The sequence below is a fragment of the Roseateles sp. So40a genome, assembly GCF_048081605.1.
In the GTDB taxonomy this organism is placed as follows: domain Bacteria; phylum Pseudomonadota; class Gammaproteobacteria; order Burkholderiales; family Burkholderiaceae_C; genus Roseateles.
Window position 1 is genome coordinate 2,033,220 of the sequence record NZ_CP182288.1, and the last position, 21,904, is coordinate 2,055,123.

General features: G+C 70.6%; 18 protein-coding genes and 1 pseudogene. 10 read left to right on the plus strand and 9 right to left on the minus strand.

Annotated elements, in window-relative coordinates; translation table 11 throughout:
- Positions 1-93: 93 nt before the first annotated feature.
- From ACNI65_RS09450 to ACNI65_RS09460, 3 genes are read left to right on the plus strand one after another with little or no spacing between them, the layout of a single operon-like run.
- On the plus strand, positions 94-2,760 hold the full coding sequence (locus ACNI65_RS09450; protein ID WP_416762594.1) for a protein kinase domain-containing protein: 2,667 nt from the start codon (positions 94-96) through the stop codon (positions 2,758-2,760).
- A gap of 37 nt (positions 2,761-2,797) precedes the next feature.
- Positions 2,798-3,883 carry a polysaccharide deacetylase family protein gene (locus ACNI65_RS09455; RefSeq protein WP_416762595.1) on the plus strand — a complete coding sequence of 362 codons (1,086 nt, stop codon included), beginning with the start codon at positions 2,798-2,800 and terminating at the stop codon, positions 3,881-3,883.
- Positions 3,880-4,836 carry a hypothetical protein gene (locus ACNI65_RS09460; protein WP_416762596.1) on the plus strand — a complete coding sequence of 319 codons (957 nt, stop codon included), beginning with the start codon at positions 3,880-3,882 and terminating at the stop codon, positions 4,834-4,836. Before ACNI65_RS09455 ends, ACNI65_RS09460 begins: the two co-directional genes overlap by 4 nt.
- 33 nt (positions 4,837-4,869) lie before the next feature.
- Here ACNI65_RS09460 and ACNI65_RS09465 read toward each other — a convergent pair whose 3' ends face one another.
- Complete coding sequence (locus ACNI65_RS09465) at positions 4,870-5,298, minus strand: VOC family protein (RefSeq protein WP_416762597.1); 429 nt, start codon at positions 5,296-5,298, stop codon at positions 4,870-4,872.
- A 216-nt stretch (positions 5,299-5,514) separates the two neighbouring features.
- Between ACNI65_RS09465 and ACNI65_RS09470 the strand changes: the two genes are divergently transcribed.
- Together ACNI65_RS09470 and ACNI65_RS09475 are read left to right on the plus strand one after the other, a co-directional pair.
- On the plus strand, positions 5,515-6,444 hold the full coding sequence (locus ACNI65_RS09470) for a PEP-CTERM sorting domain-containing protein (RefSeq protein ID WP_416762598.1): 930 nt from the start codon (positions 5,515-5,517) through the stop codon (positions 6,442-6,444).
- Positions 6,445-6,454: 10 nt separating this feature from the next.
- The gene (locus ACNI65_RS09475) at positions 6,455-7,099 is read left to right on the plus strand and encodes a glutathione S-transferase family protein (protein ID WP_416762600.1); all 645 of its coding nucleotides are present in this window, start codon (positions 6,455-6,457) and stop codon (positions 7,097-7,099) included.
- A gap of 67 nt (positions 7,100-7,166) precedes the next feature.
- Here ACNI65_RS09475 and ACNI65_RS09480 read toward each other — a convergent pair.
- From ACNI65_RS09480 to ACNI65_RS09495, 4 genes and pseudogenes are all read right to left on the minus strand, one after another.
- A pseudogene (locus tag ACNI65_RS09480) lies at positions 7,167-8,219 on the minus strand (acyltransferase family protein); the annotation flags it as partial.
- Between the two features lie 123 nt (positions 8,220-8,342).
- On the minus strand, positions 8,343-9,254 hold the full coding sequence (locus ACNI65_RS09485; RefSeq protein WP_416762602.1) for a TIGR03915 family putative DNA repair protein: 912 nt from the start codon (positions 9,252-9,254) through the stop codon (positions 8,343-8,345).
- On the minus strand, positions 9,254-10,582 hold the full coding sequence (locus ACNI65_RS09490) for a putative DNA modification/repair radical SAM protein (protein WP_416762604.1): 1,329 nt from the start codon (positions 10,580-10,582) through the stop codon (positions 9,254-9,256). The genes ACNI65_RS09485 and ACNI65_RS09490 overlap by 1 nt, the downstream gene beginning before the upstream one ends.
- A 155-nt stretch (positions 10,583-10,737) precedes the next feature.
- Positions 10,738-11,787, minus strand: a complete 1,050-nt coding sequence (locus ACNI65_RS09495; RefSeq protein WP_416762605.1) for a LysM peptidoglycan-binding domain-containing protein — start codon at positions 11,785-11,787, stop codon at positions 10,738-10,740.
- A gap of 139 nt (positions 11,788-11,926) precedes the next feature.
- Between ACNI65_RS09495 and tagH the strand changes: the two genes are divergently transcribed.
- From tagH to ACNI65_RS09515, 4 genes are all read left to right on the plus strand, one after another.
- Positions 11,927-13,858, plus strand: a complete 1,932-nt coding sequence (gene tagH, locus ACNI65_RS09500; protein ID WP_416762606.1) for a type VI secretion system-associated FHA domain protein TagH — start codon at positions 11,927-11,929, stop codon at positions 13,856-13,858.
- A 33-nt stretch (positions 13,859-13,891) separates the two neighbouring features.
- Positions 13,892-14,761 carry a PP2C family protein-serine/threonine phosphatase gene (locus tag ACNI65_RS09505; protein WP_416762608.1) on the plus strand — a complete coding sequence of 290 codons (870 nt, stop codon included), beginning with the start codon at positions 13,892-13,894 and terminating at the stop codon, positions 14,759-14,761.
- 112 nt (positions 14,762-14,873) lie between these two features.
- Positions 14,874-15,437 (plus strand): cytochrome P460 family protein, encoded by a 564-nt coding sequence (locus tag ACNI65_RS09510; RefSeq protein ID WP_416762610.1) that lies wholly within the window; start codon positions 14,874-14,876, stop codon positions 15,435-15,437.
- A gap of 51 nt (positions 15,438-15,488) precedes the next feature.
- Positions 15,489-15,632, plus strand: coding sequence for a hypothetical protein (locus ACNI65_RS09515; RefSeq protein WP_416762612.1), 144 nt, complete (start codon positions 15,489-15,491; stop codon positions 15,630-15,632).
- Between the two features lie 16 nt (positions 15,633-15,648).
- Here ACNI65_RS09515 and ACNI65_RS09520 read toward each other — a convergent pair whose 3' ends face one another.
- A complete protein-coding gene (locus tag ACNI65_RS09520; RefSeq protein WP_416762613.1) occupies positions 15,649-16,035 on the minus strand; it encodes a hypothetical protein in 387 nt (128 codons plus the stop codon).
- 402 nt (positions 16,036-16,437) lie between these two features.
- Between ACNI65_RS09520 and ACNI65_RS09525 the strand changes: the two genes are divergently transcribed.
- Positions 16,438-19,443, plus strand: coding sequence for a di-heme oxidoredictase family protein (locus tag ACNI65_RS09525; RefSeq protein ID WP_416762614.1), 3,006 nt, complete (start codon positions 16,438-16,440; stop codon positions 19,441-19,443).
- 82 nt (positions 19,444-19,525) lie between these two features.
- Here ACNI65_RS09525 and ACNI65_RS09530 read toward each other — a convergent pair whose 3' ends face one another.
- From ACNI65_RS09530 to ACNI65_RS09540, 3 genes are read right to left on the minus strand one after another with little or no spacing between them, the layout of a single operon-like run.
- A complete protein-coding gene (locus ACNI65_RS09530) occupies positions 19,526-20,731 on the minus strand; it encodes a serine hydrolase domain-containing protein (protein ID WP_416762615.1) in 1,206 nt (401 codons plus the stop codon).
- A 1-nt stretch (position 20,732) separates the two neighbouring features.
- Positions 20,733-21,356 (minus strand): hypothetical protein, encoded by a 624-nt coding sequence (locus ACNI65_RS09535; RefSeq protein ID WP_416762616.1) that lies wholly within the window; start codon positions 21,354-21,356, stop codon positions 20,733-20,735.
- Positions 21,353-21,889 carry an RNA polymerase sigma factor gene (locus tag ACNI65_RS09540; RefSeq protein ID WP_416762617.1) on the minus strand — a complete coding sequence of 179 codons (537 nt, stop codon included), beginning with the start codon at positions 21,887-21,889 and terminating at the stop codon, positions 21,353-21,355. Before ACNI65_RS09540 ends, ACNI65_RS09535 begins: the two co-directional genes overlap by 4 nt.
- Positions 21,890-21,904 lie beyond the last annotated feature (15 nt).

Genomic DNA, 21,904 nt, shown 5'->3' on the forward strand with positions numbered 1-21,904 from the left:
TGTGCGGGCGTCGTGACTTTCGTTCATTGCCCCCTCTGTCCGTGACACGAAAATGCGGACTGGGCGGCGATCCTCGCCGCGGCGAGGCGCTCGATGTCAGGTTCTGAAGGTAATTCCCGCTCGGCCAAGCCGGGCCATGCTCCGGCCCCGCGCGCCGATGACCCGGCGCTGGATCCGGACGCGACGCGCATCGTGCCGGCCGGTGCCCCGCTGGACCGCATGCCGCCGATCACCGCGGCCAACCGCGCGCCGGCCGCCGAGCTCCCGCCCGAGCCGGAGCCGCCGCACGACGACGGCCCGGAGACCGTGCAGCAGGAGCGCGAGGTCAGCTTCATCGACCCGACCTTCCCGGACACCTTCTCGATGCGCGCCGGCCGCAAGCCCGCCGACATCCCGCTGGACAACGACCACACGGTGATCGCGCCCGCACCGCTGCTGGAGCCGCGCACGCCGGCCGCCGAGCCCGTTGCGCCGATCGAGCCGGTCGAGCCGGTCGCGGCTGCCGCCCCAGTCACGCCTGCCGCGCCGGTGCCGCCCGCCGCCCTCGACAACGAAACCGTGATCGCCCCGGCCGCGCCGATCTCCAACGAGACAGTGATCATGCCGGCCTCGGCCCTGAACGCGCTGTCGCCCAAGCCAGCCAAGCCCGCCGAGAAGGCCCCGGCAGCTCCGGCAGCTCCGGCAGCCCCGGAGCCCTTGGAGACCCCGGAGGCCCTGGAGGCCCCCTCGCCCGCGCAGCGGGAGAGGGCGGGGGGTGAGGGCTCGGGGAAGGACGCCGTGCCCTCACGCGAGCCCTCACCCCCACCCTCTCCCGCTGCGCAGGAGAGGGAGTCTTCGGTGCCGGTGGCTGACGCGGGTGACTCGACCTTCCATGCCTCCGAGTTCGCCGAGACCGTGCTCGATCCCGACGCGGTGGCCGCGGTCGCGGCCTTGCGCGCGATGCCGCCCGCGCCCGAGCCCGAGCGGCGCCCGTCCACGGGCACCTTGCCCGGCGGCGCGCTGGCCGGCATCACCAGCATCACGAAGGCCGCCAGCGCGGACGCGCCGGTGCGTCAGGTCGGCCGCTTCCAGGTGCTGGACCGCATCGGCCGCGGCGGCATGGCCAGCGTGTTCAAGGCGCACGATCCGAGCATCGGCCGCGACGTCGCCATCAAGTTCCTGCATGCCTCGCTGTGCGAGGACGAGGAATACCACGCACGCTTCCTGCGCGAGGCGCGCGCCTCGGGCAGCCTGTCCCATCCCAACATCGTCACCGTGCACGACGTGGGCGAGGTCGACGGCCGGCCCTACATGGCCATGGAACTGCTGGACGGCGAACCGCTGGCCGACCTGCTCGAGCCCGGCGCGCCGCTGCCCATCCGCGACACCGTCGTGATGGCCATCCAGCTGGCGCGCGCGCTGGACTACGCGCACAAGCGCGGCATCGTCCATCGCGACATCAAGCCCGGCAACATCGCCCGCGTGCGCGGCACGCTGGACATCAAGGTGATGGACTTCGGCATCGCGCACATGGAGTCCACCAAGGGGGAGCAGCGCACCCGTGTCGGCGACGTGCTGGGCACGCCGCAATACATGGCCCCCGAGCAGATGAACGGCGAGAAGATCGACGGCCGCTCGGACCTGTTCTCGGTGGGCATCGTGCTGTACCAGATGCTCACCGGCGTGCGCCCGTTCACCAGCGACAGCGTGGTGAACCTGGCGCTCAAGATCGCCAAGGACGACCCGACGCCGCTGAACAAGCTGCGCCCGGAGATTCCCGCGTCGCTGCGCCGCGTGGTCGACCGCTGCCTGGCCAAGTCTCCGGACAACCGCTTCCAGACCGGCGCCGAGTTGGCCGACGCGCTGGTCAAGGTGCTGGTCGAGATCGACGAGGAAGCGCGCAACAAGGGCCGTTCCAAGCTGATCCCGCTGCGCGTGAAGTGGGCCGCGATGATGGCCGGCATCGTCGCTATCGTGATGGCGGTGAGCGGCTCCATCATCAGCCAGCGCCAGAACGCGGCGCTGATGCAGCAGGTGGCCGATTACGGCACGGCGCTCTCGCGCTTCATCGCCGCGCAGAACGCCACGGCGGCGCTGGGCGAGGACTGGGTCTCGGTGGACGTGTCGCTGCAGGAGATCATGAAGACGCGCGACTTCGAGAGCGTCACCGTGATCGACCGGGCCGGCGTGGTGGCGGCCTCGAGCCAGCCTGACGCCGTCGGCAAGCCCTACCAGCCGCCCCCGGGCGAGACGCTGGGCGAGCAGGGCGGGGTGAAGCGCACGCGGTATCACGCCGCGGCGGGCGCGGCGATCCTCGGGTTCGAGTCGCCGATCACCTTCCAGGACAAGACGGTGGGGCGCGTGGCGCTGGGCCTGCCCGAGCGGCCGCTGGAAAGCGTGGCGCGGCTGTCGCGCACCTTGATGGCGGTGCTGGCGGTGACGACGGTGCTGGCGGTGGCCATCGCGATGTTCTTCGTCGCCAACTGGTTCTCGCGACCGATCAAGCTGGTGGTCGAGGCGCTGGACGAGATCGGCCGCGGCCGCGTCGACTTCCGCATCCGCGAGCAGCGCAAGGATGAATTCGGGCTGCTGTACGCGGCGTTCGACCGGATGGCGCAGGCGCTGCAGGACAAGCAGGCGCTGGCCGCCTCCGCCGCCAAGGCCGAGGCGCCGACGACGATCGGTCGGCGCTCGGGGCTGAAGCCGACGGCCGCGACGGCCGATGCGCCTGAGGCGACGCCGACGCCCGCGGACGACGCGGAAGCCCCCAAATCTTCGTGACCGCTCCGTGATGACGTTCGTACAAGCCATGTCTCCCATGACGAGCCCTCACCCCAACCCTCTCCCGCTGCGCGGGAGAGGGGGCAAGATCTTGCTCGCCGCCGCGGCGCTCGTGCTGAGCGCCTGCACGACCGCGCCGACCTCGACGCCGCCGCTCAACGAGCCCGCGCCGGCCAAGGCCGCGGCGACGACCGCCACCGGTGAGGTCCTCGCCCGCAGCGACCGGATGGTCATCTACTCGCCGGTGGCCGGTGAATCGCTGCGTGGCATCGCCGCCCGATTGCTCGGCAGCGAGGACCGCGACTGGCAGATCAGCGAGGCCAACGGCGGCGTGACCAAGGTCGACCCGGGCCAGCCGCTGATCGTGCCGCTCAAGCCGATGAACCCGGCCGGCGTGCGCGCCGGCAGCTTCCAGACCGTGCCCATCCTCTGCTATCACCGGCTCGGCACCGTCGGCGGCAAGATGGCCGTCTCGCCCGGCAACTTCGCCGCGCAGATGGAGTGGCTCGCGAAGAACGACTACCGCGTCATCAAGCTCTCGCAGCTCGGCGGCTACCTCGACGGCAAGGAACCGCTGCCGCCCAAGGCCGTGGTGATCACCTTCGACGACGGCTACGAGTCGGTCTACAAGTTTGCCTACCCGGTGCTGCGCAAGCTGGGCCTGCCCGCGACGATGTTCGTCTACACCGATTTCGTCGGTGCGGGCGGCGACGCCGTGAGCTGGCCGCAGCTGGTGGAGATGCAGGCCTCGGGTCTGATGGACATCCAGGCGCATTCCAAGTCGCACCGCAACCTGATCGAGCGCGTCAGCGGCGAGAACGAGGAGCGCTACAAGCGCGCCCTGGATGCCGAGACCGCCGGCCCGCGCGACCTGATCGAGAGCAAGCTCGGCACGGCCGGCCAGGTGCGCCATTACGCCTATCCCTACGGCGACGCCAACGAGCTGGTGCTGGACACGCTGACGCGTCAGAAGTACACGCTGGCGGTGACCGTCAACCCCGGCGGCAACGCCTTCTACGCGCAGCCGCTGATGCTGCGCCGCACGATGATCTTCGGCGACCACGACCTCGAGGCCTTCAAGGCCCGGCTGCAGACCAGCCGACGCATCGGACAGACCCCATGAGGGCGGCGCTCCTCGTCCTGATGGCGGCCGCCGCGCTGGCGGCCTGCAGCAGCGGCCCCGGCGCGGTGCGCGGACCCGACGGCAGCGTCGGTCCGGGCCCGACGGCCTTCGAGCAGGCGCAGATCGCGCGCGCGCAGGAACAGGTCAAGGACGGCCAGTTGGCCGACGCGGCCTGGACCTGGGAATCGCTGACCGTGCTGCGGCCCGACAACAGCGGCTATCGCGACAGCCTGGCCGCGACGCGGCAGCTGATCGACGCGGGCGTGACCGAGAAGCTGGACAAGGCCCGCGCGGCGCACAAGCGCGGCGACCTGGAGGGCGCCACGACGCAGTACCTGGGCGCGCTGGCGCTGCAGCCCGACAACGACGCCGCCGCGGATGCCCTGCGCGCGCTGGAGAAGGAACGCAACCAGAAGAGCTACCTCGGCAAGCCCGCGCGCGTGACGCTGCGCAAGGCCGCGCCGCCGGTGGCGGCCAAGCCGGCGCCCAAGGCGAAGGACTCGGCCCAGACGGCGGAGAAGGCGAACGCGGGCGGCGCAGGCGGTTCGGGCAACGCAACCGCGGCGTCGAGCAAGGACGGCGGGTCCGGCGCGGGCGGCGATCGCAACGAGCTGGAGCACATCGCGATGCTGGCGGCGCAGGGCGAGCTCGACGAGCCGATCCGGCTGCTGGAGAAGCGCGCGCCGCAGGACCGCAACGATCCGTCCGCGCGGCGTCTGCTGGCCGATCTCTACGTGCGCAAGGCAGAGAAGATCTCGACGATCGACAAGTCCGGCGCGGTGATGCTGCTGCAGAAGTGCCTGCGCGTGGATCCGAAGAACGCGCGAGCGACCGCGTTGATGCGGCAGCTCATCGACGAGTCCGCAGCCAAGGCCTCGCCCGCGCCGGCCTCGCCGGGGGCGGGCACCTCGCCGGCGGCCGCGTCGGCAAAGAGCAAGGCCGAGCGCAAGTGAGCCGAGGGCCCTAGGGCCCGACCTCGCGCTCGCTCAGAACGTCACCGTCACCGACGGCGCGCTGCGCTCGGCCTCGCCGTGGAAGACGGCCTCGATGTTGTTGCCGTCGGGGTCCAGCACGAAGCAGGCGTAGTAGCCCGGGTGATACGGGCGCTCGCCGGGCGCGCCGTTGTCGGTGCCGCCGCTCGCCAGCGCGGTCTTGTGGAAGGCGTCCACCGCCGCGCGGTCCTTGGCCTGGAAGGCCAGGTGATGCCGCCCCGTCAGATGACCTTGCGCGGACGAGCTGTCGGCGCTCGAGACGAACAGCTCGTCGAACCAGAAGTAGTCCTCGGCCGCGCCGCCCAGCGGCACGCCCAACGGCGGCAGCACCGCTTCGTAGAAGCGGCGGCTCGCGGCGAGGTCGCGCACGACCAGCTGCAGGTGATCGATCAGGCGGCCGCGGTGCAGTTGCATCGTTTCCATGGAAGTCTCCGTGCGGTGGGGTTGTCCTCATCGGGGCAAGGCGCGTTCTTACCCGCGGCGCGGGCGGATGCCATTCGTTTCGGTGCCGCGCGACGCCCGCGACCCCGGAGTGCGGGACGCGGGACCCGATTCCCGCGGATTTCCACGCGGGTGGGCGTCCCGCTTGCTCCGCCCGCGCATCGCGTGCGCCGCACGTGTCTCGAGGGCCTTTCCTGCATGAAACCGATCCTCCTTGCCGCCACGCTGATCGCGGCCTCCTCCGGCGCGCTCGCGCAGTTCAATCCCCCTGCGGCGCCGATGCAGCAGGTCGAGCTCAACGCCAGCGGCACGACCGACACCCGGCACCAAACCGGCACGCCCGGCTCGCTCGCCGCCGACGTGGCGCGCTCGGGCATCGACGCGGGCGGTCAGCCGTATACGTCGAGCGCGTCCGGCGCGACGCGGATCGGGCCCGGTCAACTGACCGGCAGCCTGGACCTGAAGGTCACCGGCACCGGATCCGCGTCCGGCGCGCTGACCGCCTATCAGCACGACGCCTTGACCTTCCAGCGGCGCGACGGCGGCTTCGACGACGCGCTGATCGTCCACTACAACATCGTGATCACCGGCGGCACCGCAGGCTCGGCGTCGGGCGGCGGCGCGGGCCAGGTCGGCGCGCTGGACTGGACGCTGGTGCATCAGCTCGACGATCACTACCTCACCAGCTGGGACAGCCGCACGACGCTGCAAGGCGACGGCAGCACCGCCACCGTCAGCCACTGGAATGTCGGCGACATCGACAAGGTCTACGCGGTCTACAGCTTCTCGGCGGCGGTGATGGCCGGTTCGCCGCTGAGCATGGACTTCTACCTGGAGATGAGCGGCGCGCTGCAGGGCGCGTTGTCCTCGGCGAGCGCCTCGCTCGCGGCCCAGGCGCCCTCGATCTACTGGGGCGGCATCACGCAGGTGTCCGACTGGAGCGGCAACGCCGTCGACTACGCGGTGAGCTCCGCGTCGGGCTTCAACTATCGTCTGAACGCGCTGGCCTCGCCCGCACCGGAGCCGGCGACCTGGGCGATGCTGCTGATGGGCGGCATCGTGCTGGGCGCCTGGGCCCGCCGCCGTGGCCAGCGCCACGTTTCACCACCGCCGCCGCGTCGCGGCTAGGAGACCGCGCATGCTCAAGCTCTATGGCTTCTCCCGCGTCAACGCGATGGCGCGCGGCCACACCCGGGACCTGCGCGTGCTGTGGGCGCTCGAGGAAATGCAGCTGCCGTGCGAGATCGTCGGCATGGACCATCCCGCGCATGACCTGAACACCGCGTCCTATCGCCAGCTCAGCCCCTTCGAGCAGATCCCGTCCATCGACGACGACGGGCTGATCGTGTCGGAGTCCGCGGCGATCCTGGTCTACCTCGCGAGGAAGACCGGGCAGCTGATGCCCGCGGACCGCGAGGGCGAATCGCAGGTGATGCGCTGGTGCTTCGCGGCGATGAACACCGTCGAGCTGCCGCTGATGGGTCTGCTGACGCTGGACTGGACGTCCAAGGGCAGTTGCGAGAAGCACCGCGAGTTCCTCACCGGCTGGGTGCATCGCGTGCTGGGCAACCTGGACCGCTGGCTGGCGAATCGCGCCTTCATCGCGACCGAGGCCTTCTCCGTGGCCGACATCCTGATGGCCCACGTGCTGGAGTCGGGCCTCAGCGACCCGTCGACGATCGCGGCGTATCAGAAGGTGCTGGCCTACCGCGATCGCTGCCTGTCGCGGCCGGCGTGGCAGCGGACGAAGGCGCGTTACCTGGAACGCGTCGAGGCCGCATGAAGGGCGCCAGCAGCGGACGAGCCGCGAGGTCGCGCATGAAGCGCTCGACCAGCACGGCCAGGCCGACGCACAGCGCCACGGTGGGCAGGTACACGACGAAGGTCCAGGCCTGCGACGGCCCGAGCAGCGCGCGATAAGCGGCGACCACGGCCAGCACGACGAACATGTGGGTCAGGTAGAGCTCGTAGCTCAGCTGCCCCATGCGCGCGAGCCAGCCCAGCCACGCGTGCCCGCGTTGCGGCCGCGGCGACTGGGCAAGGGCATGGGCATGGAAGGCGATCAGCATCGCGGCCGTGCCTCCGCACAGGCCGTACATGCCGGACTTGAAGAGCCCGCGATGCACGAGGTCGCCCCAGCCGATGACCATCAGCACGCAGAAGCCGCCGAAGAGCGCGAGCGCCCGGGCGTCGCGCGGGGCCGGCGTCCAGCGCCGGGCCGCCAGCGCGGCCAGCACGCCCCACGCGATCGCGGACATGCCCGGCAGGTAGGCCTTTTCCCACCAGACCTCGTCGCTGACGGGGACCACCGCGCGCAGCGGCATCAGGCTCAGCGCGAGCACCGCCAGACCCGCGATCAGCAGCCCGCGCGGGAGCAGCAGGCACAGCAGCGGGAAGCCGACATAGAAGACTTCCTCGATGGACAGGGACCACAGCACGTCCCACGCGGCGGGCGCCCAGCCGGTGCGTCCCTCATACCAGTTGAAGGTGAAGCTGAGCGCGGACCCGACCAGCCCGTGCAGCGTCTGTTGCTCGCCGGGCGCGAAGCCCTCCAGCCCGATCCGCGCGAGCAGGGTCAGCACCGTCAGCACGACCAGCAGCAGCGGCAGGATGCGGCGCGCGCGGGCCAGGTAGAACTGGCGCAGGTCCACGCGGCGCAGCTCGCCGTGTCGCTCCAGGATGCGCGTCGTGATCAGGAAGCCGGAGATCACGAAGAACATGAAGACCGCCTCGTAGCCGTTGAAGCTGATCGCGTCGATCAGCCGCCTGGGCATCCACTCGCCGGCCAGGCTCGGGCGCAGCGGCAAGCGGAAGGGCAGGGCCAGGTGATGCACGATCACCAGCAGGATGGCCACGCCGCGCAGGCAGTCGATGGCGAAGTTGCGCGGAGCGGGCGTCGTCATGGGAGCGATCGGCAGGAAAGTCGGCGAGAGGATCGGCGAGAGGGGCGGCAGTGAGCGCCGCGGCGGTCGCGCATGTTAGCGGCGCGGTCCTCGCTTCCGGTCGATGCGGTCGCGTGACGGCCGTTACGCGTCAGGGTCGTCCGCGGCTCCCGATCCCTGCGGCGATCTGTCGATCGGCGCGATCGGACGGAGCCGTCGCGGCGCGGTGGGCGCCGCGTCGATCATGCCGGCCATGCGCGCCTGCGCCTGCGCGACGAGGGGCTCGATCAGCGCGGCCTCCGGCAGGTTGGCCCAGTAGCGGCGCGGCATCTCGCGCTCCATCATCGCGACCTTGAGCCGCGCGGGATTGAAGATGCTGCGGTAGTAGGTCAGCCACAGGCTCGCGCCGGCGTCCGGCGCGGGGGCCTGCTCGCGCGCGGCGCCGGGCCCCACCCTGAGCGACACGCCATCCCACGTCACCGAGCATCGCGGCGACAGGATCGCCCAGCGCTCGTTGGCGAAGCGCCGCGCGAAGAAGGGCGCGGCGGCTTCCAGCACGTGGTGCTCGGGCTCGATCCACGCGACCAGGCGCTCGCCGCCGCCGAGGTCTTCGTCGGGCACCGGCACGAAGCGCACGAACGCATGCAGTTTGTGGATCTCGTGGCGGACCTCACGGGCGAGCTGCTCCGCGCGGCGGCGATCGGGATCGAGTGGATCCCGCCAGAACGCGGGCTCGCGAGCGAGCCGCGCCAGCAGCCGGTACATCAGCGCGAAGCGCTGCGGCTCGCGATGGAGCAGCACGTCCTCGCACAGCCGCATGAAGTCTTTCGGCACGTGGAGCAGCGGGGACGGATGCGCGGCGCCGCGCGTATCGACGGGTGACGCCGGATCGGTCTCGGCGGAGCCGGTCTCCGCGAGGGACCACAGGTCTCCGTCCGTGGCGTCCCCGCAGTCCCAGAGGACGTCCTCGGGCCGGGTGCCCAGCGCCAGGAGCCGTTTGGCCTCGCGGCGGAAGCCGGCGAGGTCGATGGGTCCGTCGAGCCGCGCGCGCTGCATCAGAACAGGCCCATCTGGATCGCCGGCATCGCGACCGATGCCGATGCCGATGCCGATGCCGATGCCGATGCCGATGCTGCCGCGGCGTCGGGCGCTGATCGGGGCAGGGCGCCCAGGAGATCCGCCTGGCGCGGCTGATGGCCGTCGACGATCACGAAGGGCATCACCTTGCGCGTGGGCAGCTTCAGCTGGCGCAGATCCTCGGCCCGGAGCCGCCGCGTGCCGCGCGCGGCCAGCAGCTTGTCCACCGATCCCACACCCAGCCCCGGCACGCGCAGCAGCAGCTCGCGCGGCGCGACATTCAGGTCCACCGGGAAGCGCTCCGGATGCGCCAGCGCCCAGGCCAGTTTCGGATCGACGTCCAGCCGCAGCAGCCCGGTGCCGTCGTCGACGATCTCGTCGTGCTCGAAACCGTAGAAGCGCATCAGCCAGTCGGCCTGATAGAGGCGATGCTCGCGCACCAGCGGTGGGGACTTCAGCGGCAACGCGCGCGACGCATCGGGGATCGGGCTGAAGGCCGAGTAGTACACCCGCCGCATCCGGAAGCGCCCGTACAGCGCCGCGCTGCTGCGCAGGATGCTGCGGTCGTCGCTGGCGTCCGCGCCGACGATCATCTGCGTGCTCTGACCCGCCGGCGCGAAACGCGGCGGCCGCGCCGGACGGGTCGCCGCCCCCGGCAGCACGCGGATCGGCGCCTCAGCCACCGCGCGGCGCTCGGCCTTGGCGTCGTCGATGTGCAGCTTCAGCCGGCCCATCGAGCGATGGATGGCGGCGGTGTCCTTCTCCGGCGCCAGCGCCTTCAGTCCCTGGTCGGTCGGCAGCTCCACGTTGATGCTCAAGCGGTCGGCATACAGGCCGGCGCGCCGCAGCAGCTCCTCGCTGGCGTCGGGGATGGTCTTCAGGTGGATGTAGCCGCGGAAATCGTGTTCCTCGCGCAGCGTCTGCGCCACGCGCACCACCTGCTCCATCGTGAAGTCGGGGCTCTTGACGATGCCGCTGCTCAGGAACAGGCCCTCGATGACGTTGCGCCGATAGAAGTCCAACGTGAGCGCGACGACCTCCTCGACCTGGAACCGCGCGCGCGGCACGTTGCTGGAGGCCCGGTTGACGCAGTACAGGCAGTCGTACTGGCAATGGTTGGTCAGCAGGATCTTCAGCAGCGAGATGCAGCGGCCGTCGGGCGCGTAGCTGTGGCAGATCCCCATCCCCTCGGTCGAGCCCATGCCCGCGCCCCCGCGGGAGTCGCGGCGCTCCGTGCCGCTGGACGAGCAGGAGGCGTCGTACTTCGCGGCGTCCGCCAGGATGGCGAGCTTGCGATCGAGGTCCATGAGAGAGGGCCGACAAGGCAATGGCTGATGACTGTATGAATATACAGTGTCATTGCCTCGTGAAGGTCAGGAGACCCTCCGGTGGAAGCCGGAATCCCGGCGCCCCAAAGAGAAAGAGGCGCACGAGGCGCCTCTTCGATCGGATGCTCAGCCGGTCACTTCAGCTGATCGGCCTTGGCCTTCAGCGTGACCGCCTTCTGGCGTTCGAGCTTGGCCAGCTCGTTGTCCGGGTCCAACTGGAGCACCGTGTCCCAGCCCTTGATCGCGCCGGCCAGGTCCTGCTTGGCGAAGGCGGTGCGGGCGGACAGCGTCGCGCGGGCGATCTGCTTCTTGCGCACGGCCTCGATCTTGGCGCCAGCACCGGGCTGGTCGGCGGCCTCGGCGCGGCGGTATTCCTCCAGCGCCTTGTCCAGACGGCCGGCGCGCTCGTGCGCGTCGCCGGCACGCAGGGCCTTCTCGCCGGGCGAGAGCTCAGGCACCGGCGGCGGCGCGGTCGGCGCGGCAGGGGCCGCGGCGGCGGCGGTCGTCGTGGGAGGAGGAGCCGTGTTGGCGGCAGCCGCAGCGGCCGCGGCGTCCTTGGCCGCCTTCGGATCGGGTTTGGCCGAGGGGCGCGGATACAGCGGACCCGCGGGCGGCTTGCCCGGGATGCGCAGCACCTGGCCGCCGGCGACCTGGCGCGGCACGCGGATGTCGTTGTAGCGGGCCAGGATGTAGAACGAATAGATGTCGCCCATGAAGCGGCCGGCGATGCGCGAGAGCGTGTCACTGGACTGCACGGTGTAGGCGAAGGACTCGCGGCCCAGCAGCGCCACCGGGTCGGCGGTGATCTGCTTCATGAGGTTGTTGGCCAGCTTGTTGGCCGGATCCAGCTGCAGCGCGCGCGACAGCTCGGCGCGGGCCTGGTCTTCCTGGCCGGCTTCCAGCAGCTCGATGGCCTGCATGGCGGTCTTCTGCGACAGCGCCTGCTCGGCCGGCGTCGGTGGCACGGGTTCGGGCGGCGGCGGCGGGGGCGGCGGCGCGGTCACCACCGGCTCGGGCGGCGGCGGGGGCGGCGCGGGCGTCTGGCAGGCCGCGAGCGCCAGGCTCAGCAGGAGCACCGTCGTCGCCGAGAGGGCGAATGGGGCGCGGCCCCGCGGCGCCGGATCGCGGCGGGCGGTGGTGCTGGGGGAGGCGGGCAGGGTGTCAGGACGGAAAGTGGTCGACATCGGCATCACGTCGGGATTCGAGCGGATTGGAGTATGAAACAGCGACAAGCCCGCCGCAGGTGACTTTCGTTCATTGAAGCGTGACCTGTGACACGCAAACATGCCATGCCTGTCGCTTTAGGTCCCGAAGGCCGCAACCATGACCCTCACCCTGCGCGCGGTGTCGCTCAACGACCTGCCCCTGACGCAGCCCATCACCGCGCGTTTCGACGCCTCCGGGGGGACCATCGGCCGTGCCGATCACAACACGATGGCGCTGCCCGACCCGGAGCGCCACATCTCCCGCCAGCAGGCCGAGATCAGCGCCGATGGCGACGCCTTCCTGATCCGCAACGTCGGCAGCGCCAATCCGATCACCGTGGCCGGCCAGGCCGTGGCGCAGGGTCAGGCCGTGCCGCTGCGACATCTGGACCAGGTCCGCATCGGCGGTTACCTGCTGGAGGTGATGAACGAAGCCGGCGGGGAAGGCGCGACGGTGATCCGCCGCGCGCCGGACCTGCATCGCCCGTCGACGCTGGGCCCGGCGACCGCGCCGGCGGCGCTGTCCAGCTCCAACCCCTTCGCCGACCTGCTCGGCGGCACGCCGCCGCCGCCGGACGTCTTCGCCACGACGCCCGCGCCGGCGCCGCCGGTGTCGGCTTTCGCGTCGCTGCCGGCCAGCGCGCCGCCGCCCACCGCGCCCGCCAGCCCCATGCTGCTGCCGGACGACTTCGATCCGTTCGCGCCGCCGCCGCCCCCGCCGTCCTCGACATCGCGCCAGGCGCAGTCCGCCTTCGGGCAGGGTGCCTCGTCCTTCGACCCCTTTGGCGGGCTGGACCTGGCACCACCGCCGGCACCCGCCGTCCCGCCGCCGCCGGCCAATGACCTCGGATTCGGCGGTGCTTTCTCCGACCTGGTGCCCGGGGACGGCAACCGGTCGCTGGATGACCTCTTCGGCCTGCAGTCGGGCAGCGGCAACGCCGATCCGCTGGCCGGATTCATGGCCGGGGCCGCGCCCGCGGGGCCGGGCATGGCGGGCTCGAATGGCGCGGGCTCGGCGCATGGGGGTCTCAACACGGACCCGCTCGCGCTGTTCGGCGCGGCCGCGCCGGCCACGCATTCCGAGCCGGTCACGCCCGCGTTGCCGGATCACACCCCGGCGCTGCACTCGTCGTTCCGGCCGCCCGAGGTGCGGGCGACGCCGCCCGCCATGCCACCCGCCATTGCGCCCGCCATTCCGCCAGTGGCGGTGCCCGTGGTCGCGCCGCCCGTGGCACCGCCGTTCGCGCAGATGCCGCCGCCTCCGCCGATCGCCCAAGTCGCGCCCGTTGCGCCCCCGGTGACTGTGGTCGCGCCGCCGATCGCGCCGGTCGCGCCGCCGGTGACCGCGGTCGCCCCGCCGGCCGCCGCCGGTCAGCCGGGTGACACCGCCGCGCTCTGGCAGGCCTTCTGCGAGGGCGCGGGCGTGCGCATGGCGCCGCCGCCACAAGGCCTCAACCCGGACCTGATGCGCGTGATCGGCCAGTTGCTGAACGCCTCGGTGGACGGGACGCTGCGCATGATGGCCGTGCGCGCGGCCACCAAGCACGAGTTGCGCGCGCAGGTCACGGTGATCCGCTCGCGGGAGAACAACCCGCTGAAGTTCTCGCCCGATCCGCAGTCCGCGCTGGAGCAGCTGCTGCAGCCGCCGGTGCGCGGCTTCCTGCCCGGTCCGGCGGCCATGCAGGACGCGATGCGCGACCTGGTCGGCCACACGATCGGCACGATGGCGGGCACCCGCGCGGCGCTCGAGGGCGTGCTCACGCGCTTCCAGCCCTCGGCGCTGGAGGCCAAGCTCACGAGCCGGTCGGTGCTGGACAGCGTGCTGGCCATGAACCGCAAGGCCAAGCTCTGGGAGCTGTACCTGCAACACTTCGAGTCCATCCGCGACGAGGCGCAGGAGGACTTCCACACCCTGTTCGGCAAGGCCTTCCTGGAGGCCTATGAAGATCAGCTCGAGCGCCTGAGCCAGGTCGGGCAAGCTGGCCCCGGTGGACAACCGGGCGCCGAGTCTTCCGCCACTTCCGCACACCCACATCAGAGCGGGGCCTGAGCCCTGCCATCCGTCCTACACGTCGTTCACACCATGCTCAAGATCCGGGTCGCCGCCTGCAGCGAACAAGGCGCGCGCGCCAACAATGAAGACGCCATCGTGGCGCACGAGAACGGTCCCGGCTGGTATGCCGTGCTGGCCGATGGCGCTGGCGGTCACCGCAATGGCGCGGAGGCCGCGCGTCGCGCCGTCCATCGCATGCAGACCAGCCTGGGCGAGGCCACGCTGCCGTGGCGCCCCGAGCTGCTGACGGGCGCGGTGCTCGACGCGCATGACGACGTGCGCCGTGGCGTCGAGGGCACCGGCCGCGACCGCATGCACACGACGGTCGTCGCGCTGTGCGTGGACGCGCAGCGCAACTTCGCGATGTGGACCCATGTGGGCGACTCGCGGCTGTACCGGATCCGGGCCGGCCGCATCGACACGATCACGCAGGACGACAGCGTCGTGCAGATGCTGATCGAGGCGGGGCTGCTGACGCCCGAGCAGGCCGAGGATCATCCGCACAAGAATCACCTCGTGGCCGCGCTCGGCATCGAGGACGAGCTGCATCCGCACACGACGACGCCGCAGCCGCTGCAGGACGGGGACGTGTTCCTGCTGGCCAGCGACGGCTGGTGGGGCACGGCCGGCGACACGCTGATCCACGACACGCTGCGCGATGCGAGCTCGCCCGATGACTGGCTGACGGCGATGCGCGCGGCCATCGAGGAGCGTGGACTGCCCGATCAGGACAACTTCAGCGCGATCGCGCTGTGGGTGGGTGAGCCCGCCTTGCAGACCGAGGTGCAGACGCCGGCCGACGAGACCGGATCGGCGGCCGAGGAAGCGGCGGTCGATTCCGGCCCGATGCCGCTGGAGGCGGAGGAAGAGGACGAGACGACGCGGCGCATGCCGCTCTGATCCCGGCGCGCCCCTGACCGGGGTTGGGGTCGCGCATACCTTCGTTCAATGTCGCGCGAGGGCCGGTTTTGGTCTGATCCCTGCCATGGTTCCACTTGGCATGAGGTCTCCCATGAATTCGAAGCGTCTGGCGTCGGCCACCCGCCTGGCTCCGGCCCTGGTCCTGCTCGCCGCCGCGAGCTTCGGCGCCTCCGCCCAGCCTGCCCAGCCCGCCTCCTCCGCGCCAGCGAAGGCGGCCAAGGCCGCGAAGTCCGCCAAACCCGCCTCGCCGATCTACGGCGTCACCATTCCCGACGGCTATCGCCAGTGGGAGCTGGTGGGCGTGGCGACCGAGGATGCGCCGCTGGATGAGCTGCGCGCGGTGGTCGGCAACAAGATCGCCATCGACGCCTACAAGCTGGGCAAGCTGCCGTTCCCGGATGGCGCGATGCTGGTCAAGCTCGCGTGGAAGCGTCAGCGCTCGAGCGAATTCCCCGCCGCGACGGTGCCCGCGCAGGCCACCACGGTGCAGGTGATGGTCAAGGACTCGAAGCGTTACGCGGCGAGCGGCGGCTGGGGCTACGGCCGCTTCATCAACGGCCAGCCGGTGGATGTGGCCCAGCACCAGACCTGCTTCGCCTGTCACGAGTCGCTGGTGAAGGCCCGCGACGACGTGTTCACGCGACTGGCACCCTGAGCCGGCACCCTGAGCCGGCGTGTCGGGGCCCACACGCCGCAGGTCGCGGCGGTGCGCCGGGAGGACGGCGGCAACTATGCGCAGCCGGTGCGCCGCAACACGGCGCTGCGCAGCTTCGCCGTCGCCCGCGGCCTGCGCGACGCCGACATGCGGATCTCGCTGAATCACTCGAAGGTGATTGACTGCGGGAAGTGATCGAACGAGGAGGGCGCTATGGCGCGGTCGACGCGTCGGCGGTATCCCCGGCGGCGTCGGCTCGAGGTTTCTCGCGGGCCCAGAACTCCACCATGATCGTCATGCCGATCCAGACCAGCAGCGTCGGGCGGACCTTGTCCGGCACCGTGTCCTTGCTGTGCAGCATTAAATCCATCGCGTCCGGCAGGATCACCGCATAGAAGATCGCCAGCAGCGCATAACCCAGCCGGTATTTGCTCGACGTGATGTAGAGCACCGTGATCACCACCCCGGCCAGCATGGCCAGCAGCACCCCGAACTGCCACGCCTGCAGCTTCTCGGTCCCCGAGAGCACGAACCCCAGCACCGCGCCGAAGAACATGTTCATCCCGTTGAGATTGGCCTGATATTCCCCCGAGCTCATCCGGCCCAGTCCCGACCTCGACACCACCCGATTCCACATCCCCGGCATCTCTTGTTCTCCCTGTTGGAGTCCGGATCATGCCCAAGCGCCTCGCGCCGCGCCCTTGCGGGAGCGTCGGATTGACAGCCGCCCGCGCCCGGTGACGCCAATCGTCAAGTTGTCAAAAGTGACACTATTTGTCGCTGCCTGACAAAACCTGGCCCCGAACGACGCTCCGGTGTCGGCCTCGATACCTCTTTGGAATTAGGCACCCCACCCAAAAAACCGCTGCTCGCACGAGTTCGGGGTCAGGTGTTTCCAATGGAAACCGGCACGTTCCCTGCATGAACGGGATGAAAGTTCACCTCGGGATCGTGTTTCGCGCATCCGGGTGTCTCGATTGACCGGACTCGCAGGAGCGCCATGCGCAGCAATGATTCCCAGGCCGACCAGAAGTTGGCCTGCCCGCCGCCCCCCACCACCCCTCGGGGATTCATGCTCGGTGCCGTCGTCGCGCTGAGCGCCGTCAGCCTGCTGGCCGGATGCGGCGGCGGTGGCGGCGGTTCCGCCGATTCAGGCAACCCGCCCGTGGCCGGAACGCCCGCTCCGGCACCCGCGCCGACGCCGGCCCCCGCGCCGCCCGCGTCCTCGCCCGTCGGGGACGCTGAGCCCGAACTGCCGCCGCCCGCACCCACGCCGCCACCGCTGCCCACCGGCAACGACGCCGGCGCACCCGCGCTGCCTCCCACGATGCAACTGCCCGGCGGCCTCGACCTGAGCCAGCCCGGCAAGGCCGTGACCGTCGTCAAGGCGACCTCCAGTGCCACCGAGAACAATGCCAACGGCCCCGAGAAGGCCGTCGACGGCAACCTGACCACGCGCTGGGCCAGCGCGCAGGACGACAAGGCCTGGATCCAGTTCGACTTCGGCGCCAAGACCCCACTGGGCTACATGAAGCTGCTGTGGGAGAACGCCTATGGCAAGGAGTACGCGCTGCAGGTCTCCGACGACGGTCAGACCTGGTACCAGCTGCGCTACGTCTCGGGCGGCCACGGCGGCACCGAGGAGTTCTTCAACCTCAACACCAGCGCCCGCTACGTCCGGCTGCAGGGCGTGGCCCGCGGCACGCAATACGGCTACTCGCTGTTCGAGGTCACCTTCACCGGCCCGGGCAGCGACAACACGCTGCCCACGCTCGCGACCTCGGCCTTCGCGTCCGTGCCCACCGGCGCGGCCGTGGTCACGCCGGCCGCGCCGCCGCTGCTGGAGCAGACCCAGTTCACGCTGGCCGACGGCACGCTGGTGACGCGTTTCGGTTTCGTCGGCCGCTCGCGCCACGGACGCGAGCGCGGCGAGGACTGGAATGAAATCGGCTTCGGTCCCAACGACACCGTCGATGCCAACGGCAAGCCGCAGGACAAGGGCCCGGGCGCCTACCTGAACTTCATCGCCAACTACTTCAAGAACCGCACCTGGGGCGTCGAGTTCATCGACAACAGCCGCGTGGCCGGCGTCACCAAGCCCCGCATCATCATCAACCAGTACTACCAGCAGGCGCAGCGCGGCGGCGGCCATTCCTTCTTCCGCCGCACCGATGACCCGAACGTCACCGGCTACGGCTGGATGTCGCCGGGCGAGCTGCTGGACCGCACCACCTACACCGACGGCTTCGTCGACAAGACCTCCTGCCCGATCGTGCCCAAGCCGCCGGAGAACGCGCTGGCCAAGCCCAGCACCGGCTACAACGGCGTGATCGGCGCGAACGACGGCTGCTCCGTGGTGCTGGACAACGTGCCGGGCCATTCGGACCTGGCGCCCAACGCCAACGGCGTGATGGTGCCCAACGGCGTCACCATCCCGGCGCGCAACCTGAAGGTCGGCGACGCGATCGAGTTCACCGGCTCCTTCTTCTCGAGCCGCGCCGCGATGGACGCGATCGGGGACAACGGCAACTTCCGCTACTACACCAACGAGGTCACCTACGTGGTGGGCAGCGGCCTGCGTCCGCAATACGGCGTGCAGCCGCGCCTGAACAACGCGGCGCTGCCGGTGGAGACGCTGTCGGGCGGCACCGGGTCGATCTCCTACGACTACGCCGACAACGCCACCTTCATGTTCCAGCAGCCGAATCTCCAGATTGGCATGCAGAACATGCAGCGCTTCGTCGAGGGCCGGCGCTGGTTCCACACCAACATGTGGACCGGCGACCACAACGAGCAGGGCAACGATCGCAACACGGCAGCGGTCCAGCTTCAGGGCCCGCGCTACAACCAGACCAACTGCTTCGGCTGCCACATCAACAACGGCCGCAGCCTGGCGCCGCAGGTGCTCAACCAGCGCCTGGACACGATGGCCGTGCGCACGGCCTCGGTCGACGCCAATGGCAAGCAGGTGCCGCACACCGTGTACGGCATGGCCGTGCAGATGAATGCGCGTTCGTCCACCACCGGCGTGCCGCAGGACTGGGGCAACAGCGTGCGTGTCAGCGGCTTCGACACCAAGACGGTCACGCTGGCCGACGGCACCGTCGTCACGCTGAGCAAGCCCAAGGTCAGCTTCGACGGACCGACGCCCTCGGTGTACTCGCTGCGCAGCGCGCAGCCGGTGATCGGCATGGGGCTGCTGGAGGCGATCTCCGACGCCGACATCCTGTCGCGCGTGCGCACCACCCCCGATGAGGACGGCGTCAAGGGCCAGGCCAACCTGGTCTACGACCCGGAGTCGGGCACCGTCCGCGTGGGCCGCTACGGCTGGAAGGCGGCCAAGGTCAGCCTGCGTCACCAGACGGCCAGCGCCCTGCTGCTGGACATGTCCGTCACCTCGCCGGTCTATCCGAACCGCGACTGCCTGGCCGGTCCGGCCAAGTGCAACCGCAGCAAGGTCGAGAAGGGCGTCAGCGAGGATGAGCTCACGCTGCTGTCGCGTTACGTGGCTCAACTGGGCGTGCCGGCGCAACGCAGCCAGACCAGCGGATTCCCCAAGGGCGTGACCCCGCTGAAGTACCTGGACGTGAACCCGGTGCAGGTGGCCGCGGGCGCCAAGGTGTTCTCGTCGATCCGCTGCACGGCCTGCCACGTGGCGGAGATGAAGACCGGCGTGGCCACCGAGCTGGCCGAGATGCGCAACCAGACGATCAAGCCCTACACCGACCTGCTGCTGCACGACATGGGCAGCGAGATGGCCGACAACCTGATCGAGGGCCAGGCCGCCGGCAGCCAGTGGCGCACCTCGCCGCTGTGGGGCATCGGGTACACCGAGTCGGTCGCCGGTTCCGGCGTGCGGGTGGGCTACCTGCATGACGGCCGCGCGCGCACGCTGAGCGAGGCCATCCTGTGGCACGGCGGTGAAGCAGACACCAGCCGCAAGCGCTTCATCAACCTGAGCACCGCGGATCGCGAGGCGTTGATCGCCTTCCTGAACTCGCTGTGATCCTGAAGCGATGAAGGACTGAAGGGCTAGCCCCTTCGCTCCGACGCCACGCCGCCGGGTGCTCACGCCCCGGCGGCGTTTTTCATGGGCGCGAGGCGGCAGGGGTGGAAGCAGACCCGGCAGGCGCCGGCGTGGACGCCGCGGGTGGGCGCGAGGGCGGCGGTGCGAGCTCCGGCAACAGCGCCGTCATCGCGAGCGCGTCGACCGATCTCATCGCATCGGCCAGCACGACGACACCGCGTTGGCCGTCGGCGGTGAAACCGATGAAGCTCGCGTAGCCGCCGGTCATGCCGTTGTGCCAGACCACCAGCCGCCCGCGAGCGTCGGTGATGTGCCAGGCGTAGCCGATGCGCGTGCCAGGGATGCCCGTGTCTCGCTGCGGCGTCTGAGCAAGCCCCATCGGCGAGTCGCGCTCCGTCGCGCCCCGCATCGCCGCGCGCAGGTAACGCAGCAGATCGTCGGCGTCCGACTTCAGCGCGCCGGCGCCGGCCATCGCGTCGAAGTCCCAGCCGGACACCGGTTGGCCATTCTGGCCATGGCCGGGCACCAGCCGCGTCCGCATGGCGTCGTCGACCGTGACGCTGGTCGAGGCCATGCCCAGGGGCGTGAGGATGCGCGCCTTCACCAGATCGCCGTAGGACTCACCGGCCTGGGTGGACAGCGCGACGCCCAGCAAGCCGAAGCCGAGGTTGGAGTATTCATAACGCTCGCCCGGGCGCTGTTTCAGCTGATGGCCGTCGAGGAAACTCCCCAGTGCCGCGCGGTCGTATCGCGCATAGGGATTGGCGAGCCGCGTCAGGTCCAGGTTGGAGGGCAGGCGGGGCAGGCCGGACGTCTGCGTGACCAGGTCCAGCAGCGTGATGGACCGGCCGTCGAGATCGGGCACGCGCTGGCCGGGCAGCAGCCGGCTCACCGGGTCGTCCGCCTTGAGCTTGCCGGCATGGACCTGTTGCGCGAGCAGCAGGCCGGTGAAGGTCTTGGTCACCGAGCCGATCTCGTAGACGCTGCCCCCGTCCGGCACCGGCGTGCCCTTGGCCGAGAAGCCGAAGACCGCGCTGCGGTCGCCGTCCACCAGCCCGATCACGAGGCTGCGGAAGCCGCCCGCAACGACCTGCTGCTGCGCCATCGCCTGGGCGCGTTCGGCGAGCACCGGCTGCGCGGAGGCCTGCAAGGCGCAGGCGCCGACGAGCAGCAGGGCCACGTGGCGAAGGCTGACGAGGCGGGTGGGGAGCGTGGAAGGGGTGTGGAGGGTGAGACTGGAGAAGCGGGTGAAGCGGGTGGTGCTCATGTCAACGGGCCTCCTGGTCCAGACGGTCGATGCGTTGCTGCAGTTGGTGGGCGGCATAGCGGTTGAAGAGGACCACGGCCACCAACACGGCCGCGATAACGAGATTCGCGGTCAGTCCGCGCGCGAAGGGCGCGCCTGGACCGAGCTCGGTTTCCACGCCCCAGCGGAAGACGATCACGCCGGGCACGAGGGGGCCGATGTACCAGGTCGCCACCGATCTCAGCGCGTCGCGCTGGCGCGCCCACTGCGCGCGCTGGTAGTCGAGCCAGGACTGGGCGCCGCGGTCGGTCGGCGCGGGCTGGCCGGAGGCCCGGCGATGCAGCTGCCAGGCCACGATCAACGTGCCCGCGATCACCAGGGCGCTGCCGGTCCGCATCAGCGGGGACGGGAACTGGACCATGTAGAACACGAACACGAGCGCGATCACGGCGCAGGCCAGGTACTCGGTGGCATTGCGCCAGAGGATGCGGCGCTGGAACCGGCCCGCGGCGCGGCGCAGATCGTCCAGGGCGAACTCGGTTGCGGGCGTGGACTGGGATTGCCAGAGGCGCTGCAGGGTGTGGTCCGAAGGCTCAGCGGGGGCGGAGGGGGCGCAGGGGGCGGAGGGATCGTCAGGGCGGGTCATCGCGGGGGCTCCTGCGGACGAAGTTGCTGGGCGAGCACCGACTTGATGCGGTGCACCTTGGTCGCGACGTTGCGCGCGGACAGGCCGGTGATCTCACCGATGGCCGCGGCGTCGACGTCCTCGAGGTAGAGCAGCATCACCTCGCGGTCCGGGGGCTGGAGGCGGTGGATCAGCGCGAAGATGCGCTGCAGGTCGATGCGTCGCTCGGTGTGCGCCATGTCGGCGCCGTCATGGACGAGGGTCTCGACCTCGGTGTCGTCCAGCGCGAGGTAACCCCGCTCGGCGACCTTGCGGCTGCGGTCGATGTGGGAGGCGCCCACGTTGTGGGCGATCCGGTAGACCCAGGTCCGCAGGCTGCATTGGCCGCGGAAGCCGGCGAAGCTCTGCCAAAGCGCCACATGGACGTCCTGCAGCAGCTCCTGGCGGCGGGCCTCGTCGCGTTCGTAGCCGGCGACGAAGCGGGCGACGTCGGGGCCGAACTGCCGGATCGCGTCGCGATAGCGCGTGTCTTGGGTCTCTGGGTTGGATGCCATACCCAGGTAGTCGTC

Excerpts from the sequence above, each read along its gene's own strand:
- ACNI65_RS09475 (WP_416762600.1), top strand. The coding sequence starts at position 6,455 with ATGCTCAAGCTCTATGGCTTCTCCCGCGTCAACGCGATGGCGCGCGGC.
- ACNI65_RS09455 (WP_416762595.1), top strand. The coding sequence starts at position 2,798 with ATGACGAGCCCTCACCCCAACCCTCTCCCGCTGCGCGGGAGAGGGGGC.
- ACNI65_RS09510 (WP_416762610.1), top strand. The coding sequence starts at position 14,874 with ATGAATTCGAAGCGTCTGGCGTCGGCCACCCGCCTGGCTCCGGCCCTG.
- ACNI65_RS09465 (WP_416762597.1), bottom strand. The coding sequence starts at position 5,298 with ATGGAAACGATGCAACTGCACCGCGGCCGCCTGATCGATCACCTGCAG.
- ACNI65_RS09460 (WP_416762596.1), top strand. The coding sequence starts at position 3,880 with ATGAGGGCGGCGCTCCTCGTCCTGATGGCGGCCGCCGCGCTGGCGGCC.
- ACNI65_RS09450 (WP_416762594.1), top strand. The coding sequence starts at position 94 with ATGTCAGGTTCTGAAGGTAATTCCCGCTCGGCCAAGCCGGGCCATGCT.
- ACNI65_RS09525 (WP_416762614.1), top strand. The coding sequence starts at position 16,438 with ATGCGCAGCAATGATTCCCAGGCCGACCAGAAGTTGGCCTGCCCGCCG.
- ACNI65_RS09535 (WP_416762616.1), bottom strand. The coding sequence starts at position 21,356 with ATGACCCGCCCTGACGATCCCTCCGCCCCCTGCGCCCCCTCCGCCCCC.
- ACNI65_RS09490 (WP_416762604.1), bottom strand. The coding sequence starts at position 10,582 with ATGGACCTCGATCGCAAGCTCGCCATCCTGGCGGACGCCGCGAAGTAC.
- ACNI65_RS09530 (WP_416762615.1), bottom strand. The coding sequence starts at position 20,731 with ATGAGCACCACCCGCTTCACCCGCTTCTCCAGTCTCACCCTCCACACC.
- tagH (WP_416762606.1), top strand. The coding sequence starts at position 11,927 with ATGACCCTCACCCTGCGCGCGGTGTCGCTCAACGACCTGCCCCTGACG.
- ACNI65_RS09540 (WP_416762617.1), bottom strand. The coding sequence starts at position 21,889 with ATGGCATCCAACCCAGAGACCCAAGACACGCGCTATCGCGACGCGATC.
- ACNI65_RS09495 (WP_416762605.1), bottom strand. The coding sequence starts at position 11,787 with ATGTCGACCACTTTCCGTCCTGACACCCTGCCCGCCTCCCCCAGCACC.
- ACNI65_RS09470 (WP_416762598.1), top strand. The coding sequence starts at position 5,515 with ATGAAACCGATCCTCCTTGCCGCCACGCTGATCGCGGCCTCCTCCGGC.
- ACNI65_RS09505 (WP_416762608.1), top strand. The coding sequence starts at position 13,892 with ATGCTCAAGATCCGGGTCGCCGCCTGCAGCGAACAAGGCGCGCGCGCC.
- ACNI65_RS09485 (WP_416762602.1), bottom strand. The coding sequence starts at position 9,254 with ATGCAGCGCGCGCGGCTCGACGGACCCATCGACCTCGCCGGCTTCCGC.
- ACNI65_RS09520 (WP_416762613.1), bottom strand. The coding sequence starts at position 16,035 with ATGAGCTCGGGGGAATATCAGGCCAATCTCAACGGGATGAACATGTTC.